A 16,250-nucleotide genomic window follows, 5' to 3' on the forward strand; every position below is an offset into this window, starting at 1 on the left:
ACCTTCTTCCAATCTTATTGGCGGAGTGCCAATAATGTCGTGGACGGCCCGTTCCCCTGGAGCTCGAATTGGATTTCTCCCTGTCGCCCGAGGTCGAGGACTACCGCCTGCGTGTAAGGGCCTTCGTGGAGCAGCACGTGCTGCCGCTGGAGAAGCAGCCCGACGCTTTCGACGCGCACGAGAACATCCGCGAGGACGTGGTGGCCCGGGTGCGCGCCCGGGCCCGTGAGGAAGGGCTGTGGGCCTTCCAGATGCCGAAGTCACGCGGAGGGCAGGGCCTGGGCGTGGTGGGCATGGCGGCCTGCTACGAGGAAGCGGCGCGCTCGCCCTTCGGGCCGGTGATGTTCAACGCCGCGCCGCCCGATGACGGCAACATGATTGTCCTGGAGAAGGTCCTCCGGACCGAGGACCTGAAGCAGCGCTGGCTGCAGCCCATCATCGACGGCAAGGTCCGCTCTGCCTTCGCCATGACGGAGCCTCAGGGTTGTGGCTCGGACCCGTCCCTCACGTACACGAAGGCCACACGGCGCGGCGACACGTGGGTCATCACCGGGCGCAAGTGGTTCATCACGGGCGCGGAAGGGGCCCAGCACTTCATCCTGATTGCGCGCACGTCCGACGACGAGCGCAAGGGCCTCAGCGCCTTCCTGTTCGACGCGAGCCAGCCGGGTTGGCGAATCGAACGGCGCATTCCCATCATGGGGCCGGAGGAGCACGGCGGGCACTGCGAAATCGTGTTCGATGGCCTGGAGATTCCGGATGCACACCGGCTGCTGGAGGTGGGGGACGGCCTCAAGGTGACGCAGATTCGTCTGGGCACGGCGCGCCTCACGCATTGCATGCGCTGGCTGGGACTGGCGAAGCGGTGCCTGGAAGAAGCGGGCGGGTACGTGTCGAAGCGCATGAGCTTCGGCTCGACGCTGGCGCAGCATGAAGGCGTGCAGTGGATGCTGGGAGACGCCGCCAAGGACATCCACATCGGCCGGCTGCTCACCATGAGCGCCGCGTGGAAGCTGGACCAGGGCGACTTCGCCCGCACGGACATCTCCATCGCGAAGATTCACGTCGCGGACACGCTGCACAAGGCGGCGGACACGGCCATCCAGTTGCTGGGAGCGCGTGGCTACTCCAAGGACACGCTGGTCGAGTGGATATACCGCTACGCCCGGCAGGCCCGGCTGGTGGACGGTGCCAGCGAGGTGCACAAGCAGGTGCTGTCACGCGCGTACCTGGCGGAGGGGCCGGGCTTCTTCAAGTGGGGCGTGTGACCCATGCAAGACGCGCAGAGGACGGCACTGGAGCGCTTCCTGGCGCAGAAGTCCGGCGCCCGCGCGGTGCGAATCGACGAGGCGCGCCTGCTCTCGGGAGGCGCCATCCAGGAGAATTGGCTGCTGAAGGCCACCGTCACCGGCGGCGCGCATGACGGGGTGCTGGAGTGCGTCCTGCGCGCGGACGCGCCCTCGGGCGTCTCGGTGTCGCACAGCCGCGCTCAGGAGTTCGCGCTGCTCCAGGAGGCCTTTCGCGTGGGAGTGACGGTTCCCGAGCCCCTGTGGCCAGGCGACACCGCTGTGTTCGGCCGGGACTTCTTCGTGATGCGCAAGGCCCGCGGCACGGCCGCGGCGCACCGGCTGATGAAGGAGCCGGGGCTGGGCGGGGACCGCGAGCGGCTGACGGAGCGCATCGGTGAGGAGATGGCGCGGCTGCACACCCTGCGTCCCCCGTCGGAGCGGTTGTCCTTCCTGCCATCGCCGGTGCGCTCGCCGGCGCTGAAGGGCGTGGAGGAGTTCCGGGCCTTCCTGGACGGACACCACACGCCCTTCCCGGCGCTGGAGTGGGGCATCCGCTGGTTGGAATTGCACGCCCCACGGACGCGGGAGTGGGTGCTGGCGCACCGTGACTTCCGCACGGGCAATTACATGGTGGATGAGGCGGGGCTCACGGCCGTGCTGGACTGGGAGTTCGCGGCGTGGTCGGACCCGCTGGAGGACCTGGGCTGGTTCTGCGCGCGCTGCTGGCGCTTCGGCCAGCTCGACAAGGAGGCGGGCGGCATCGGCTCTCGCGAGGCGCTGTTCCGGGGCTATGAGCGCGTGAGTGGCCGCCGGCTCGAGCGCGAGGCGGTGTTCTACTGGGAAGTGTATGCCCACGTGCGGTGGGCGGTGATTGCGCTCCAACAGGGAGAGCGCCATGTGTCCGGTCAGGAGCCCTCCCTGGAGCTGGCGCTGACGGCGCACATCGTGCCGGAGCTGGAGCTGGAGATTCTCCGGATGACGGGGGTGGGCCATGCGTGAGCGTCCCGACGGCGCCGAGCTGCTGGCGATTGCCCGCGAGGTGCTGCGCAAGGAGCTGCTGCCCCTGCTGCCCAGGGACAAGGCTTATGGCGCGCTGATGATTGCCAACGCCATGGGCATCGCCGAGCGCCAGCTTCGCAACGGCACGGCCCCGCAAGAAGCGGAGCGGCGGGCGCTGTCCACGTTGCTCCAGCGTGACGGGGAGCTGCTGGCGCTGAACCGTGAGCTCGCGGCGCGAATCCGCCAGGGCGTGTTCGACGACAGCGCCGAGGCCCGCGAGCTGCTGTGGGAAGCGACGGTGCAGCGGGTCCGGGAGAGCGCGCCGAAGGCGCTGCCGGACGTCAGGTCCACCGGTCCTGAGAGGGGAACACCGCTCAGCGCGGGCACCCCATCGGAGTCCACGCCGTGAAGTTCGCGCTGTTGTAGCTCCGCGAGCAGTTCGTCTCGGAGCCACCACCAGGGTTGTCACACCCGTTCGAGTCAGCATCGCCGTTGATGGCCCCATCGTAGCCGGCGACCCTCGAGGACATGCTGTAGATCTCGTCGTCGCCGTTTCCGCCGAAGAATTCGACCTTCTGCCCCGTCAGAGCACCAGAGAGGCCAGTGCAGAGGAGGTCGTTTTGATCTCCCCCCGACACGCGGATGATGTCGGTCGCGTTCAGGTCTCCCGTTGCTCCAACGATCTCATCACGTCCTTTTTCGCCGAAGACGTATTCTCCATCGTTGTCGATCGAGTCTGCCCCCGACTGCGTTTCGGCGACGTTGATGTAGTCATTTCCGTTGTTTCCCATGATCACATCCGGGCCATCTTCTCCCGTGAGATGATCCATGTAGTCCAACGAAGCACTGCCCGAACCATAGACCCTGTCGAAATTGCCGCCGGGGCGCGCGTATCCAATGAACCACTGGGGTGCCGTTTGATGCCCGTTGCTGCTGAGATTCCACTCGTTCCCACTGGCATCGGTGAACTTGAATCGGATGATGTCGCGTCCATCCCCGGTCAGGACTTCCACTGCATTCAGTGGATACCAATCCGTGGAATCCAGGGGGCAGCAGAACTCCGCTCCATCCACCGTCCCCCAGGCTGAATACCGCGTATACAGCAAATCCTCGATGAAGCTGGGATTCCCGTAGCTCGTCACGACGACCACCTCGTTATCTTCCGACGAGTCGGTGGTATCGCAGCGCATCGTCTTGGAGACCGCGTCCCTGGTGCAGACGTCGTTGCAGGACGCCGCGTCATAGTTCGTCGGCGTCGTGGGGCAAGCTCCACCTGCCGCGAGGGACTCTGCTCCCCCGCCTATCAGCAATATTCCCATCACGATTTTCCAGCCTGCGTCGGGTCCGAGCACGTCTGACTCCCATGGAGGGAGTGGTGTTGGCCCGTCGTTCCCTCTGTCAGGTAGACGCCATGAATGATGCCTGTGACGTGTCCGGCGACGACCCGCCCGGCAGGACCTGGGCCGGGGAATCCCTCCTCGGCATCGTCCCACGCGTCCGGAATGGGGCCCACACCCGAGCGCGGAGGGATGAGCCCAGCGGGGGATGGCGGGACAGGTCGGGGGCCGTCGTGATCTGCTTCCACGCCTCGTGGGCGATTTCATGGCGCGAGCAGTTCGAGGGGCTCTTGCCCTCGGCGCAGTTCATGCGTCCGCTGCTTCATTCTCGGCGGAGCCGATTGCCCAATCCCTGGCAACCCACGGTGAATGCTCCGTGGCATTCCGTGGAACCGCCCATATTGCCACCAGGCGGCGGCATCTCGTGTCATCGTCGACCAGGGGCGCGAGCTGCGGGCCATCAACACCCGCTTCCTGGTCGGAGGCATCATCTTCCGCGGGCAGTAGGTCGCAGGGCGCTCTCCGGTATGGGCGCTGACCGGGCCGGCGTCACCGGCGCCCCCCGGTTGAGGCGCTTCATCACACGTGGCGGCGCTTGCCAGCGCCCTTGAACAGCTCAACGCACGAGCCTCGACACGGGCGAGCCGTGGCCCGCCTCGACAAATTGCTGCCGTACCGCTGGCGCCCTGCGTCTGCGCTCGACTCGTCCTGAGGCGCATCAGACGGCAGCGATGTGCACCTCCAGTCGCGGCGTGCGCTCCTTCTTCGCTTCATGATGGCGCTGCACTCGCATTGGTGGACGCAGAGCGCTACCCGGCCGAAGAAACTGTCGCGCTGTACCATGAGCGCTGGGAGCTCGAGCTCGGCTTTGATGAGGCCAAGACCGAGATGCTTGAGCGCGAGGAAGCGAGCTCAGCCGCACATGCCTGCTGCCCAGCCCGAGGATGAGGATGCACAGCTCGGCGCCCTCCCATCGGCCGATGAAGAACTCGCCCGGGTCGTGAGGAAGCTCGAAGACCCGGGGCTGGAACGAGCGGCCATCGAAGATGCGGAAGCGCGGTCAGCCGGCCTGCATGGGCCGAGCCTACCAGCCCACGCCTTCACTCCGCGGAGGCTGCCGCGTCCGGGAACACGTCATGGAACCGGCGAGGCCCCAGCGTGGTGAGCCGGTGCAGGAACAGGCCGATGCCCGCGCCGCCCATGCCCAGGTCGTGGCTGATGCGCAGGAGGAAGCGGCCCGGGAAGGCGATTCCCTCGGGCCTGTCCAGGCGGAACAGCAGCGTCTGTCGCGCCTTCTTGCGCGCCTGCTCCAGGTAGTGGCGGTCGCCCGTCACCCGGTACATGTCCAGCAGCGTCTCTCCGATGGAGGCGAGCCCCTCGAACAGGTGGGGCATCGCGGAGAACGTCACGTCGCAACCTCGCGCCGCCCTGCGGGCCAGCTCCAGGTAGTGCGGCTCATTCAGCACCTCGTAGAAGCGGATGAGCGTGGACGCCACACCGCCACCGCCCTTCAGCCAGTAGGGCCGATGCCCCTTGTCCTCGACGTTGACGCCCCAGACGAGCCCACCGTCCCGCTCCCGCCCATGCGCCACGTCGAAGTCCAGGGCCTGTCTCGCCGCCTCCAGGAAGGACGGCTCGCGGGTGACGCGCCAGAGTGAGAGCAGGAAGAAGGCGATACCGCTGCCGCCCCGTCCGAAGCCCAGGGGAATCGAGCCGTCCTCTTCGTCACGCCAGAACAGTCCCGCGGGGGAGCGCTCCGCGCACCGCACCACGTGCTCGCCCGCGCGGCCCGCCAGCTCTAGCAGCTTCGTGTCGCGCGTGCGCAGGTGCAGCGCCAGCGCGGCGAACCCCCACCCGGCGGCCCCGCCGAACAGGTCCGCGGACCTGAAGGCCAGGGGTGACGCGGGCACGTGCCTCATCAGCTCCAGCCCCCGCTCGGGCAGGCCCAGCTCCACGAAGCTCCAGGCGATGCCCGCGAGGCCGGAGTAGAGCCCGGGCGGATACGTGGTGGCGTCCACCGGCTGTGCCAGCAACCAGTCCCGCACGGCCCGGGGGAGCTCGCAAAGCGTCTCCCACAGGAAGAGCGCGGTGCCGCAGGCGCCATGCCCCAGGCTCAGCGCATTGGTCAGGAGCGTCTGGGTGTCGGAAGGAAAGAGCCGGTCCGAGCGCGCCGCGTCCATCGACGAAAGCATGTGCCTCGCCAGGCCCTGGTTCGTCTCGCGCAGCAGGCCGGCCTCCGGCACCACATCCTCACGTGCTACCGCGGCGCGAGCGCCCATGACTCCACCTCCTTCCGCGCGAGGTCCGCACGTCCGTCGAGCAGGAACCGGATGATGCTTCGCACCTGGACCGGCAGCCCCTCCTCCACGAAGTGGTCGAGGAAGCGCAGGTGGGGCCGCGTCCTGTCCACCTCGAACAGGGTCTGCACGGGGCAGACCAGGCTGTAGAGGAGCATGCCGCACGCGTAGAAGTCGTCGAAGGGCTCGAGCCGGGAGAGGGCGCGGCGCTCCGGGTGACGGAAGCCCGGGGTGTACCACTGGGCAGCGGAGGCCGAGTCCTCGCCGAGCGGCAGGGCCCCCTCGAAGTCGATGAGCCGGAGCTCCCCCGTCTCCAGGTCCAGCAGGACGTTGCCGGGCGAGATGTCACCCACCAGCAGGCCCTGCGCGTGGATGGCCTCCAGCGCGTCCAGCAGGCGCAGCGCCACGTCCCGCAGGAGGGCGCAGAACCGGCCCACGCGGCTTTTGTCATCCAGGTGGGTGAAGACGATGACGTCGTCGTGGACCCGCACCCGGGTCAGCGGCTGTCCCTTCACGAAGGAGGTGACGAGGAAGGTGTGCTCCCACTCCTGGAACAGCTCGACGAGCTCGGGAACCGCTGGCAGGCCGCGCAGGCGCTCCAGGTTGTCACGCTCCCGGTGGAGCGCAGACACTGCGTCGATGGTCAGCTCTCCGCCCATCCACAGGTCCGTCCGAGGCCGCGCCTCCTTGATGCAGACGGTGTTCCCGGTCCTCCGGTCGATGGCCCGGTAGACGCCACCGGTGTTGGTGAAGGTGAGCGCCTCCTCCACCTGGTAGCGGCCGTGTAGCAATTCGTCATCGCCCTCCGGCTCGCTGGCGTCCGGCAGCGGGTCCTGGACCCACGGAGGGAGCTGGAAGTAGGGCGTCCGCTCATCCTCGACGAGCGCCCCTCCGGGCTCGCGAATCATCAGCCGCCGCGTGCCGTCCGCGCGCAGTTGCTGAATCCGCTGGAAGCCACCGTACCGGTAGAAGACCCCCTTGCTGTCCCGGTACCGCTTGTCCGAGAGGATGTAGGGGCCCTCCAGGTCCTTCGTCGCCTGGTGCAGCGCTTCGATGAGCGTCAGGAACGCCGCCGTGTCCGGCGGGTAGACGGCCATGAACTTGCCCGAGGCCTTCCGAGGAGAGCGCTTCGAGTTGTGGAAGCGCAACAGCGCCGGGTCGGCCACGAGCTTGAAGACCACTCCCGCGCGGACGCACACCGGGACGACCCGTCGCAAGGTCTCCGGCGCCTGCGCCACCGTCGAGGCGACGTGGATCTTGAAGCCCTGCGGCGCGAGGTCCGCGCCCTCGGGAGCCGCCTGGAGCCAGACGTCATATCGCGACGTCGTCCACCCCTCCGGGAGCATCGACGCGAGCAGATCCTGATAGGCGCGGGTGATGGGAAAGCGGCCCAGCGTCTCGAAGTAGTCGCGGTGGCTGATGGTGAAGGAAGAGAACTCCTCCATGCGGTGTGGCTCCTGGCGCGGGCTTCGTGAGGAAGGGAATCCCCCGCACCGGGCGCTCGACGAGCCGCCCGGGCGGGTGACCTCCACTCTCCATCAGAGCCACCTCGGGCCCAGGGGAGAGTGCAACGCCTTCTGCTCAGCCGTTGAGACAGCCCGTGCTGCACAGGGAGCTGCTCGCACTGTCGACCTGGCATTCTTCCTTGGCCGTCGCGAGCTTCTGGAGAGCGAGGATCTTCTTCATGGCAACCTCCGGCTGCTGTGGTGGGATCTGCCGCGCCAGGAATGGCGCAAAGACAATCTAGTTCTATAAAACAGACATTCCAAATGGAAATGTTTGTATGTGGTCGGGGCGGCGTAGGCCCTGTGGGAGCCATGGCTGTGATTGCGCGACTGGGACGGAAAAGTCGACGCCCATTAGAGTCGCGATGCGTCGACGTTCCTTCGTCGTGCCGCGGCATGTAAGGGTATTCCACGAGGGCTGGTGCGTGACATGCCAGGGAGGGCATGGGGTCATCCGCCGGGACGCCGGTCTTCCTCTCACGCGTCCCGTCGCGCCATCGCACCGTCGCGTGGCCCCGGTGGCTCCGCATTCGTACGGCAGTCACAGAGGTGCCTACCTTTTCCGGGGGGCACTCCTCCCGGGAAGTCCTCGCGAGCCGCGGCCTCGCGAGACGGGGAAGGCGGTGGCGAGATGGCCCACGGAGACTTCGGCAGGACGGCGGCCTGGCTGCTCCCGAGAGCCGTCCTCGCGAGCCTCGTCTATGCCGTGCTCGCGGTGCTGAGCGACGAGTACTTCTACTCCGACCCCGCCCGGTTCCTCGCGTTCTGGCTGCCCGCCGGCTTCACGCTGGCGCTGCTGTTGCGCACGTCGGTGCGGACCTGGCCCGTCTGGCTCGCGACCATCTTCGCGACGGAGGCGCTCCTCCAGCTCCTCGCCCATGGGCGTCCCGCCGGGCTCTCCCTTGCCTGGGCGGTCGCTGACAGCCTGGAACCTCTGCTGGGCGCCGCGCTGTTGCGCGCCGTGCTCCGGCGCCCGATGACGCTCAGCCATCCGCGGGAGGTGCTCGCGCTGGTGGGGTTGGGGGCCCTGATTCCCGCCATGCTGAGCGGGCTCATCGCCGGAGCCGCGGCCGCCTGGTGGGTGGCGTCGGACGTGCCCTTCCTGACGTGGTGGACGAGCTGGTGGTTGGGCGATGCGCTCGGCGTGGTGCTGGTGGGGCCATTCTTCCTCACCGCGTACCCCTTGCCGCGCCTTCATAGCCGGCGCCGCGTGGAGCTGGCGGTGCTGCTGGTGCTGCTCGCGGTGCTCAGTCTGTGGGTCTTCAGCATTCCGTCCATGCCCGGCACCCAGGGGCAGCTCACCATCGGCTTCATCGTCCTGTATGCCGCCTTCGGCTTCTTCGTGTGGGCGGCGCTGCGCTTCGGCGTGCTCGGCGTGGCCACCGCCACGGGCGTGCTGGCCCTCATCGCGGGGTGGAACGCGGGGCGGGGGCGGGGGCCCTTCCAGCTCAGCTCGGCCACGCCTCACGAGGCGTTGCTGGCCACCCAGGCCCTGCTCGCCGTGCTCAGCAGCCTGTCATTGATGCTCGCCGCGGCGCTGCGGGAGCGGCGCAGGGTGGAGCGGGGACAGCGGCTGCTCGCGGACGCGAGCGCGCTCCTCGCCGAGTCGCTGGATGACACGGCGCTCGCGCGCGTCGCCCGGAGGGTGGTGCCCGAGCTGGCGGATGCGTGCGTGTTGTCGCTCAGGCATGGAGGCCCGAGGGAGATGGTCCCCGTGGGCGTGGCGGGGGAGCGCGATGCCCTGGAGGGGCTGATGCCCACGCGCATGGCCGCCGCGGTGGGCTCGGGGACGCCACGGGAGGGTGTGCAGCTCACGCTTCCGCTCGACTGTCAGGGCCATATCGTCGGGCAGCTCGCGCTCTACCGGACGCAGCCGGGGCGCACCTTCGAGCGGGATGACCGGGCGCTCGCGGAGGAGCTGGCCCGGCGCTGCTCGCTGATGATCGAGCGCGCCCAGCTCCATGACCAGCTCGAGGAGGCGGTGAAGCATGCGCAGGAGTCCCTGGCGCAGCTCGACACCGTGCTGCAGACGGCGCTGATTGGCTCTGCCTTCTTCGACTCGGACCTGAAGTGCCTGAGGGCCAATGACGCCTTCCTGAACCTGCTCGGACTGGGGGACGGACGGCCGGAGGCGCGCCATGCCACGGATTTGTGCTCGGACCTGGTGCCGCTGTTGCGGCGGACGCTCCAGTTGGGTGAGCCGGTGACGGAGCGGGAATTGGAGCGGCGCTCGTTCGGCGAGGAGCGGTACCTGTGGGTGAGTGCATTCCCATTGCGGTCCGCCGTGGGGCGGGCGCCGTTCGGCGCGGGCGTGCTCGTGTATGACATCACGGACCGCAAGCGGGTGGACGCGGTGCACACCCGGCTGCTGCGCGAGGCCCGGACGGCCATCCGCGCGCGCGACGAGTTCCTCACCTTGGCCGCGCATGAATTGAAGACGCCGCTGACGCCGCTGGCGATTCGCATGGAGGCGCTCGCGACCCGGCTGCGCTCGGACCATCCGTCGGAGGCCCGAACGCTGGAGGGACTGCGCTCGCATGTGCGGAGGCTTCAGCGGCTCATCGAGCACCTGCTCGAAGCGGCCCAGGTGGACACGGGGCAGCTCTCCATCCGGCTCGCGCCGGTGCCGTTGCACGCGCTGGTGCGCTCGATTGCTCCGAGCTTCCCGCGCCTGGGGACGTCGCACTCGCTGCACCTGGACACGGGAGACGAGGAGGCGTGGGTGCTGGGAGACCGGCTCCGGCTGGAGGAGGTGCTGCTGACGTTGCTGGAGAACGCGGTGAAGTACAGCCCGGAGGGAGGGACGCTGCGGGTGACGCTCGACGTGGCGGGGGACGAGGTGCAGGTGTCGGTGTCAGACCCGGGCGTGGGCATTCCTTCCGAGCAGCGGGCGCATGTGTTCGACCGGTACTTCCGGGGGAGCAACACGCCGGTGCAGTCCTATGGCGGGCTCGGGCTGGGGCTGTTCCTGTGCCGGAACATCCTGGAGTCGCACGGCGGACGCATCTGGGTGGAGAGTGAGGTGGGGCGGGGGTCCACGTTCACCTTCGCGCTTCCCGTGCTGCGGGCGAGCCGGGTGACGGAGCGGCGCGAGCAGCCCGCGGAGCACTGGGCGAGCTGATTCATCTACGGCAGCTCGCAGCGAAGCAGGTCCTTGTCGAACACGGGACCCAGCAGCATCCACTTCCCGGAGACCGCCGCCGTGGCGGTCGCGGACGTCTGCCGGCCATCGTCGAGGAACACCTCCTCCACCTCCAGCGTGTCGCCCTTGGCCTTCAGCCTCAACACCTGCGCGGGAGCGCGCGTCGCTCCGGACACGTCGTTCGCGTGGGCCACGAAGTCCAGCAGCTTCGGGTGGCTGCCAATCCACAGGTCACCCCGAGCATCCAACTCGATGTTGTCCGGTCCGGTCCCCAGGGGAAGCGTCAGCCGCCGCGTCAGCGCGCCCGAGTCCGCATCCCGCGAGTACACCGTCAGCGACCGGTCGAGGACCTGCGACAGGTACACCGTCCGCCCATCCGCCGAGCGGTTGATGCCGTTCGCGTAGGCCGTGCCGCTGACGACCTCCCGGAAGCCCTTCCCGTCGAAGTACAGCACGTTGCCGATGGCGAGCTGCAGGTAGTCCTCCACCACCTGCATCGCTCCCGGTGGGAAGTGGTGGTCATTCGTCACGTAGAAGCGCTCGGCGTCCACCGGCACCACGTCGTTGGGCGAGACGAGGGCCGGGTCTGCCACCGTCTTGCGATGGACGAGCATCCCATCCGCGCCCACCTCGAAGCGCTCGATGCGGTTCTGGCCCGGCCCCGCGTGGTTGACCACGTACAGGGTCTGCGTGCCGTCCGGAGCGAGGAAGAGCCCGATGCCGTGCGGATGGAACGGAGCCGTGAAGGCCGAGGTCAGCAGCACGGGCGGCGCCGCGCTCGCCGGGTCATAGCGGTAGATGCCGCCCTGCACCGGGTGCCCCGCCTGAGTGGCGCGCCGGTCATCCGAAGAGATGTACGCGTGGCCGAGCGTCGGATGGAACGTGATGTCCTCGGCGCCGGGCATGCCGGACACCGGCGCGCAGCGGCCCGCGAAGTGGGGCGTGAGCTGCTGGAACTGCCCCGCATCCGACAGCGTCTTCACGACGAAACCGGCCAGCACCAGCAGCACCACACCGAGCCCGACGAGGAATTTCTTCTTCATGCCGCCACTCTAGTGATTCCCCGGCCGGATGACGAAGAAGCCCGCCGCTCGAAATGGCCCGTCCTCCCCGGGCGAGTCACTGATTCGCGTGCCACTGCCGCCACCGCTCCCGGGGGTTGTTGTCCTTGTTGCGCACCACCGGTGCCGGCAGGTGCTGTGCGCTCCAGGTCTCGACACCGTCGTAGTGCCGCAACACCGTCCGCAGCCACACGCGCCAGCGGGCGACCTCGTCGAAGTTCCCGAGCGCCTCCTGCGCATCGAGCATCAAATCGATGGCGTCCAGGTCATGCGGCCAGAACTCGAGCGCCTCCTCCAGCAGCGCCCGGGCTCCGGCTGCGTCATTCCGGCCCAGCAGCTCCCGCGCCCTGGCGCAGCGGCTTGCCGTCTCCGCGCGGGCCTCGTCGACGAGCATCGCGAACGCGGCGAAGAGATACCGCGCCCGCTCCATCTCCTTCCCGGGGCACGGCCCGTTGAAGGGGCCATAGTCCGGCTCCACCTGGTCACCGGAGTAGCCCGCCCCCGAGCCGCGCACGAGGCCGTACTTCGTGACGGACTGGTTGCCGAGGTCGCGCTTGACGCCATCGACGATGGCCTTCGAGTTCCAATGGACCTCCACCCCCGGGCCGTAGAAACGCTGGGCCGTGACGAACTCGGAGTCGTAGGCCGCCTCCGCCAGGGCGGCATGGTCCGCGGACAGGAACAGGCTCATCTGGCTGCCGGCGCGGTCCACGTCCACCAGGTGGGCGAAGAAGTACTTCGCCTGCTTCCGCGCCACGTTCGCATACGCGGCGAAGGCCACCGCCAGGCCCTCAATCATCTCCATGCCGAGCGCGCGGCAGTTGTCCACGTGGCCCGCGTCGGTCCGCTTCTGCTCGAGGTATCGCCGTCCCAGGATGAGCTCGAGGATGATGAGCGGCTCCGCCAGCATGTTCGCGTAGACCTTGTTGCATTCCTTCGGGTTGTCCGGCCGGAACATGAAGAAGAAGCGCTTGCGGAACTCGCTGTCCCCGAACAGGTCCGTGAGCGTGATGAAGTCCGCGAAGTCGGCGATGCCCGAGCGGCGCAGGTTGACGTACTCCACCGCCGCCATCCACGTGCCAATCTTGCCGTTGCCGATGCCGCCGTGCGGCTTGGCGTCGGTGACATCCTCGAGCAGGTCATTGAGGACGCGGTAGCGGCCCCAGCCATCCATCAGGCGCGCGAACTCCAGCCGCTGACTGCCCAACGCACGCGTGTGGAAGATGTCACCCAGCGCCGTGGGAATGAGGCCGTGCCGCAGCAGCCGGTAGACATCCCCGAAGCCCGCGTCGAGCGCGTCCCTGAAGTGATTGTCAGACAGCGTGTGGTCGACGAGGTACTGGAAGTAGTCCTCGCCCTGGGTCTCATAGACATACGCGACGATGCGGGTGTCGGTGTCCGTCGTGTCCGGCTCGGACTGGCTCTCCTTCTTGCGCAGCTTCCAGGTGAAGACCTTGTCCGGAGGGAAGTGCTGGATGGGGAAGCTCTTGATGATGAGGATGTCGAGCGGCCGGGGCAGCCGGCTCGTCAGCCTGAGCATGTCCTGGTACTTGTGGAGCGCGTCGAGCACGACATTCTCCCGGAACAGCTCCATCACCGGCTCCGCGACATGTTCGTTCGCGGCGGCCTCGGGCGTGGGGACCAGGCCCAGGTCTTCGGGCCTGGGCGGAGGAATCCCGAGGCTCCGAGCGTCGAAATCGACTTCCGCCGCGCTCTTGCCGGGCAGCCGCTTCTGCGCCTTGACGGCGATGCGAAGCGGGCCGGCCTGGAAGATGGCGGTGCGGTTCAGCACCCGGATGGGCACCGGATTCGTGATTTGAAACCTCGCGCAGAAGTCGTCGAAGGAGAGCGTCAGGACGACGCCGGGGATGATGCCGTGCTGCTCGAGGTTCTCCATCACCTTGTCAATCTCGCGCAGCAACTCCGAGCCTTCGAGCCGGGCCTTCCGCGCGTGGGTGCCCTGGAGGAGCGGCCCGGCGAGCGTGAGCCGGAGGAAGGCCTTGAAGGTGTTGCTGGACGTGCCTCCCTGCTCCAGGTGGATTCTCGCGAGCTTCCCGAAGACGTCGCCGAGCTCCCGGGCCACCTTGGGGTGGAGGAAGAGCAGCGCCCCCACCTTGAGGAAGTCCTCCCTGCCGAGCTGCTCCAGCCGCTTCCAGCGAGCCTCGTCCGAGTCATCGCTCAGCAGCGCGTCGATGATCTCCCAGGGTTTCATGTCGCACTCCCGGAGGACGGCTACCGATAGCCGTCATGAAGCGTGGTGTTGCGCCACAGCACCGCCAGGGAGGGCAGGGTGAACGTCACCTCGGCGGAGACTGCCTGGCGTGAGTCCCTCAAGCGAGCCTCCAGCATGGGCGGCTCGTCCATCCGCACCGGGGCGCTCATCACGTTCCTGGCGGGCGCGTCGCTCAGCTCCCGGAAGTCGTTGAAGAGGCCCTCCTGCTCCGACGCCCAGAGGCGGGCGACGTAGTCCGTGGTGCCCTGCTCGAATCCTGCCTCCTCCAGCCCGTAGGCGACGCCGGGGGTGTGCTTCACGTCTCCCGGCGTTCCGGGCGTGAGCCGTGTCCCGATATCGGGCGCGCTCAGGACCTTCTGGATGTCGAGCACGGACTTGAAGACGAGCAGGTTCGACGCGCGCTCGTGGATGAGCAGCAGGAGCGACCGCGCCCGGCCACTGCCGAGCAGCTCGAAGTCGAACGCCACCTGGCGGTGGTAGACGGGGCCAATCGCGGAGCGCCAGCGCTTGCTCGGGGCTTCGGGAAACCAGACGTGTGGGGTGTGGAGTCGCACCCCGAGCGCCGGGTCCTCCGAGCGCGTCTCCGGCGGCACGTGGGTGGGCTGGTACACTGCGTCGGGCTCGTCTCCGTTGACCGAGAACCGGCCGTCCCACAGGAACCAGCGGCGGAGGCAGCGTCCCTCCACGCGTTCCTCGCGGTACGGGCAGGGCTTCGTCGTCTGCCCCAGGGTGGTGCCGCTCTCGTTGCGCTCCGCCTCCTCGCCACTCCGGCCGAGCGCGACCTCCTGCTGCGCCCTCATATGTCCTCCGGTACGGGACCCAGGCCCCGGCCCAGGTGCGCCCGCCGGAGCGCCGTGGCGTAGAGCCTCTCCACCTTCGAAGACTTGCGCGGCGGCCCCCGGTCCTCGAGCAGGGGCCGGGCCCATGGCAGCTCCGGGTCCTCATCGAAGCGCAGGCCGAAGACGAACATCACGTTGAGGTACTTGCACACCTCGTCGCACGCGCTGATGCCGTACCCGCGCGCGCGGCGGACGCCGTGCTCGATGGCGCGACGCGTGCCCTCGCGCCCGGCGTCCCTGCACGCGTCCGGGAAGTGCGTCTCGGCGTGGCGCACCATGCGCTCGACGAAGCGGTCCACCGCCACCGCGTCCAAGGAGACCACCTGGGCGTCGCGAATCACCAGCATGGGTCCCGGTAGTCTGCAACCCCGCTGGCTCGTTTTCAATGAGTTGCGCGTTAAACGGCCTATGCCTTCCAGGCCTCGACATCGCGCGCAGGCTCAGGCCGGACGTTCCACCCGTCCGTCCGCGTGACGCGCGAAGCGGCCTTCCTCGCGCGGGTGCACGGGGTCATGGCTCGGCCACGGCCAGCCGCCGAAGCCCGTGCGCTGGTAGTCCGCGAAGGCCTGCTGGATTTCCTGCCGCGAGTTCATGACGAACGGCCCGTACTGCACGACGGGCTCCCCAATCGGGCGCCCCTGCAGGAGCAGCAGCTCCGCCACGTCCGGTCCGTTCTCCAGCTCCACGTCCACGTCCGCGCGCAGGTCGATGCCGTGTGACGCAGGAATGGGGCGGCCCGCCACGCGCAGCCCGGAGCCGAGGAAGAAGTACAGCATGCGGTTGCTGCCCCGCGCCGCCGCCGGCAGCGTCCAGCGCGCGCCCGGTGCCAGCTTCAGCGTCCAGATGGCCACGTCCGACTCCGCGTGCGAGGCCCAGGACTTCGGCGGCGGTGGTGGCGCCTTCACGTCGCCCAGCCGGCCCGCGACCACGGTGACCTCCGTCGTGCGGCCCGCCTCGTCCTTCGCCACGTGCTTGGGAATGACGTGATTCCAGAGCATGGAGAAGTGCGGCTCCACGAGCTTGTTGGCGCGCGGCAGGTTGAGCCAGATTTGAAACAGCTCCACCGGGTTCGGCTGGTCGCGCTTGAGCAGCGGGAACATCTCCGAGTGGTTGATGCCCCCGCCGGCCGTGAGCCACTGCACGTCACCCCCGCCGAAGCGCGCCGCCGCGCCCAGCGAGTCCGAGTGGTCCAACAGGCCATTGCGTACGACTGTCACCGTCTCGAAGCCCCGGTGCGGGTGCTGCGGGAAGCCGGGCACGACGGTGCCGTGGTACATGTTCCAGCCGTCCCGCCCATCGAAGTCCTGGCCGAGGTTGCGGCCCGCGAGCGACGCGGAGGGCCCCAGGCGCTCGTTGCCCGCCGGGTACCTGTCGTCGTGGTGGACGCAGAAGAGGAACGGGTCCGGCGTCCGCCACGGCATCCCGCCGAGCGGCTCCACACGGAGAATGGCTTCCTGCTGCGTGCTCTTCTGCTGACTCATTCCCTGCTCCTCGGCCTTTCCGGAGCCGCGTGAACATCCCGCGGCGGTGGTGACTCCCGCCGCCGCA

The 16,250-nt window shown here is 68.5% G+C and carries 13 protein-coding genes; 5 read left to right on the forward strand and 8 right to left on the reverse strand.

From position 1 onward, the window contains the following. Positions 1-68: 68 nt before the first annotated feature. Genes ACVTJA_RS26425 through ACVTJA_RS26435 form a run of 3 tightly spaced genes read left to right on the forward strand, consistent with a single transcriptional unit; the run spans position 69 to position 2,697 of the window. Positions 69-1,268 carry an acyl-CoA dehydrogenase family protein gene (locus ACVTJA_RS26425; protein ID WP_465840193.1) on the forward strand — a complete coding sequence of 400 codons (1,200 nt, stop codon included), beginning with the start codon at positions 69-71 and terminating at the stop codon, positions 1,266-1,268. 3 nt (positions 1,269-1,271) lie between these two features. Continuing rightward, entirely contained in the window at positions 1,272-2,288 is a 1,017-nt protein-coding gene (locus ACVTJA_RS26430) for a phosphotransferase family protein (RefSeq protein WP_465840195.1), read from the forward strand. Then, a complete protein-coding gene (locus ACVTJA_RS26435) occupies positions 2,281-2,697 on the forward strand; it encodes a DUF6285 domain-containing protein (RefSeq protein WP_465840196.1) in 417 nt (138 codons plus the stop codon). Before ACVTJA_RS26430 ends, ACVTJA_RS26435 begins: the two co-directional genes overlap by 8 nt. Here the strand turns inward: ACVTJA_RS26435 and ACVTJA_RS26440 are convergent. Then, positions 2,663-3,640 (reverse strand): hypothetical protein, encoded by a 978-nt coding sequence (locus ACVTJA_RS26440; RefSeq protein ID WP_465840197.1) that lies wholly within the window; start codon positions 3,638-3,640, stop codon positions 2,663-2,665. The genes ACVTJA_RS26435 and ACVTJA_RS26440 overlap by 35 nt on opposite strands. Positions 3,641-3,994: 354 nt before the next feature. On the opposite strand from ACVTJA_RS26440, the gene ACVTJA_RS26445 reads away from it, so the two are divergent. Next, positions 3,995-4,132, forward strand: coding sequence for a hypothetical protein (locus tag ACVTJA_RS26445; RefSeq protein ID WP_465840198.1), 138 nt, complete (start codon positions 3,995-3,997; stop codon positions 4,130-4,132). A 593-nt stretch (positions 4,133-4,725) separates the two neighbouring features. On the opposite strand, the gene ACVTJA_RS26450 is transcribed toward ACVTJA_RS26445, so the two are convergent. Continuing rightward, positions 4,726-5,904, reverse strand: coding sequence for a lanthionine synthetase C family protein (locus ACVTJA_RS26450; protein ID WP_465840200.1), 1,179 nt, complete (start codon positions 5,902-5,904; stop codon positions 4,726-4,728). Next, positions 5,883-7,367 (reverse strand): class III lanthionine synthetase LanKC N-terminal domain-containing protein, encoded by a 1,485-nt coding sequence (locus ACVTJA_RS26455; protein WP_465840202.1) that lies wholly within the window; start codon positions 7,365-7,367, stop codon positions 5,883-5,885. The genes ACVTJA_RS26450 and ACVTJA_RS26455 overlap by 22 nt, the downstream gene beginning before the upstream one ends. A 691-nt stretch (positions 7,368-8,058) precedes the next feature. Here ACVTJA_RS26455 and ACVTJA_RS26460 point away from each other — a divergent pair. Next, complete coding sequence (locus tag ACVTJA_RS26460) at positions 8,059-10,548, forward strand: sensor histidine kinase (protein WP_465840203.1); 2,490 nt, start codon at positions 8,059-8,061, stop codon at positions 10,546-10,548. A 5-nt stretch (positions 10,549-10,553) separates the two neighbouring features. Here the strand turns inward: ACVTJA_RS26460 and ACVTJA_RS26465 are convergent, their stop codons facing one another. The 5 genes from ACVTJA_RS26465 to ACVTJA_RS26485 all read right to left on the reverse strand — a co-directional run bounded on the left by ACVTJA_RS26465 (position 10,554) and on the right by ACVTJA_RS26485 (position 16,183). After that, positions 10,554-11,612, reverse strand: a complete 1,059-nt coding sequence (locus tag ACVTJA_RS26465) for a strictosidine synthase family protein (RefSeq protein WP_465840204.1) — start codon at positions 11,610-11,612, stop codon at positions 10,554-10,556. Positions 11,613-11,688: 76 nt separating this feature from the next. Next, entirely contained in the window at positions 11,689-13,842 is a 2,154-nt protein-coding gene (locus ACVTJA_RS26470) for a hypothetical protein (protein WP_465840205.1), read from the reverse strand. 20 nt (positions 13,843-13,862) lie between these two features. After that, complete coding sequence (locus ACVTJA_RS26475) at positions 13,863-14,663, reverse strand: hypothetical protein (protein WP_465840207.1); 801 nt, start codon at positions 14,661-14,663, stop codon at positions 13,863-13,865. Beyond that, a complete protein-coding gene (locus ACVTJA_RS26480; protein ID WP_465840209.1) occupies positions 14,660-15,049 on the reverse strand; it encodes a hypothetical protein in 390 nt (129 codons plus the stop codon). The genes ACVTJA_RS26475 and ACVTJA_RS26480 overlap by 4 nt, the downstream gene beginning before the upstream one ends. 93 nt (positions 15,050-15,142) lie before the next feature. Continuing rightward, positions 15,143-16,183: a pirin family protein gene (locus ACVTJA_RS26485; protein WP_465840211.1), complete on the reverse strand. Its 1,041-nt coding sequence runs from the start codon at positions 16,181-16,183 to the stop codon at positions 15,143-15,145. Positions 16,184-16,250 lie beyond the last annotated feature (67 nt).

The sequence above is a fragment of the Pyxidicoccus sp. M6 genome, from assembly GCF_055568925.1.

Bases quoted from the DNA above. Each gene is read 5' to 3' on its own strand.
- ACVTJA_RS26475 (WP_465840207.1), bottom strand. From the start codon at position 14,663: ATGAGGGCGCAGCAGGAGGTCGCGCTCGGCCGGAGTGGCGAGGAGGCG.
- ACVTJA_RS26460 (WP_465840203.1), top strand. From the start codon at position 8,059: ATGGCCCACGGAGACTTCGGCAGGACGGCGGCCTGGCTGCTCCCGAGA.
- ACVTJA_RS26485 (WP_465840211.1), bottom strand. From the start codon at position 16,183: ATGAGTCAGCAGAAGAGCACGCAGCAGGAAGCCATTCTCCGTGTGGAG.
- ACVTJA_RS26465 (WP_465840204.1), bottom strand. From the start codon at position 11,612: ATGAAGAAGAAATTCCTCGTCGGGCTCGGTGTGGTGCTGCTGGTGCTG.
- ACVTJA_RS26455 (WP_465840202.1), bottom strand. From the start codon at position 7,367: ATGGAGGAGTTCTCTTCCTTCACCATCAGCCACCGCGACTACTTCGAG.
- ACVTJA_RS26445 (WP_465840198.1), top strand. From the start codon at position 3,995: ATGCTCCGTGGCATTCCGTGGAACCGCCCATATTGCCACCAGGCGGCG.
- ACVTJA_RS26450 (WP_465840200.1), bottom strand. From the start codon at position 5,904: ATGGGCGCTCGCGCCGCGGTAGCACGTGAGGATGTGGTGCCGGAGGCC.
- ACVTJA_RS26480 (WP_465840209.1), bottom strand. From the start codon at position 15,049: ATGCTGGTGATTCGCGACGCCCAGGTGGTCTCCTTGGACGCGGTGGCG.
- ACVTJA_RS26470 (WP_465840205.1), bottom strand. From the start codon at position 13,842: ATGAAACCCTGGGAGATCATCGACGCGCTGCTGAGCGATGACTCGGAC.
- ACVTJA_RS26430 (WP_465840195.1), top strand. From the start codon at position 1,272: ATGCAAGACGCGCAGAGGACGGCACTGGAGCGCTTCCTGGCGCAGAAG.
- ACVTJA_RS26435 (WP_465840196.1), top strand. From the start codon at position 2,281: ATGCGTGAGCGTCCCGACGGCGCCGAGCTGCTGGCGATTGCCCGCGAG.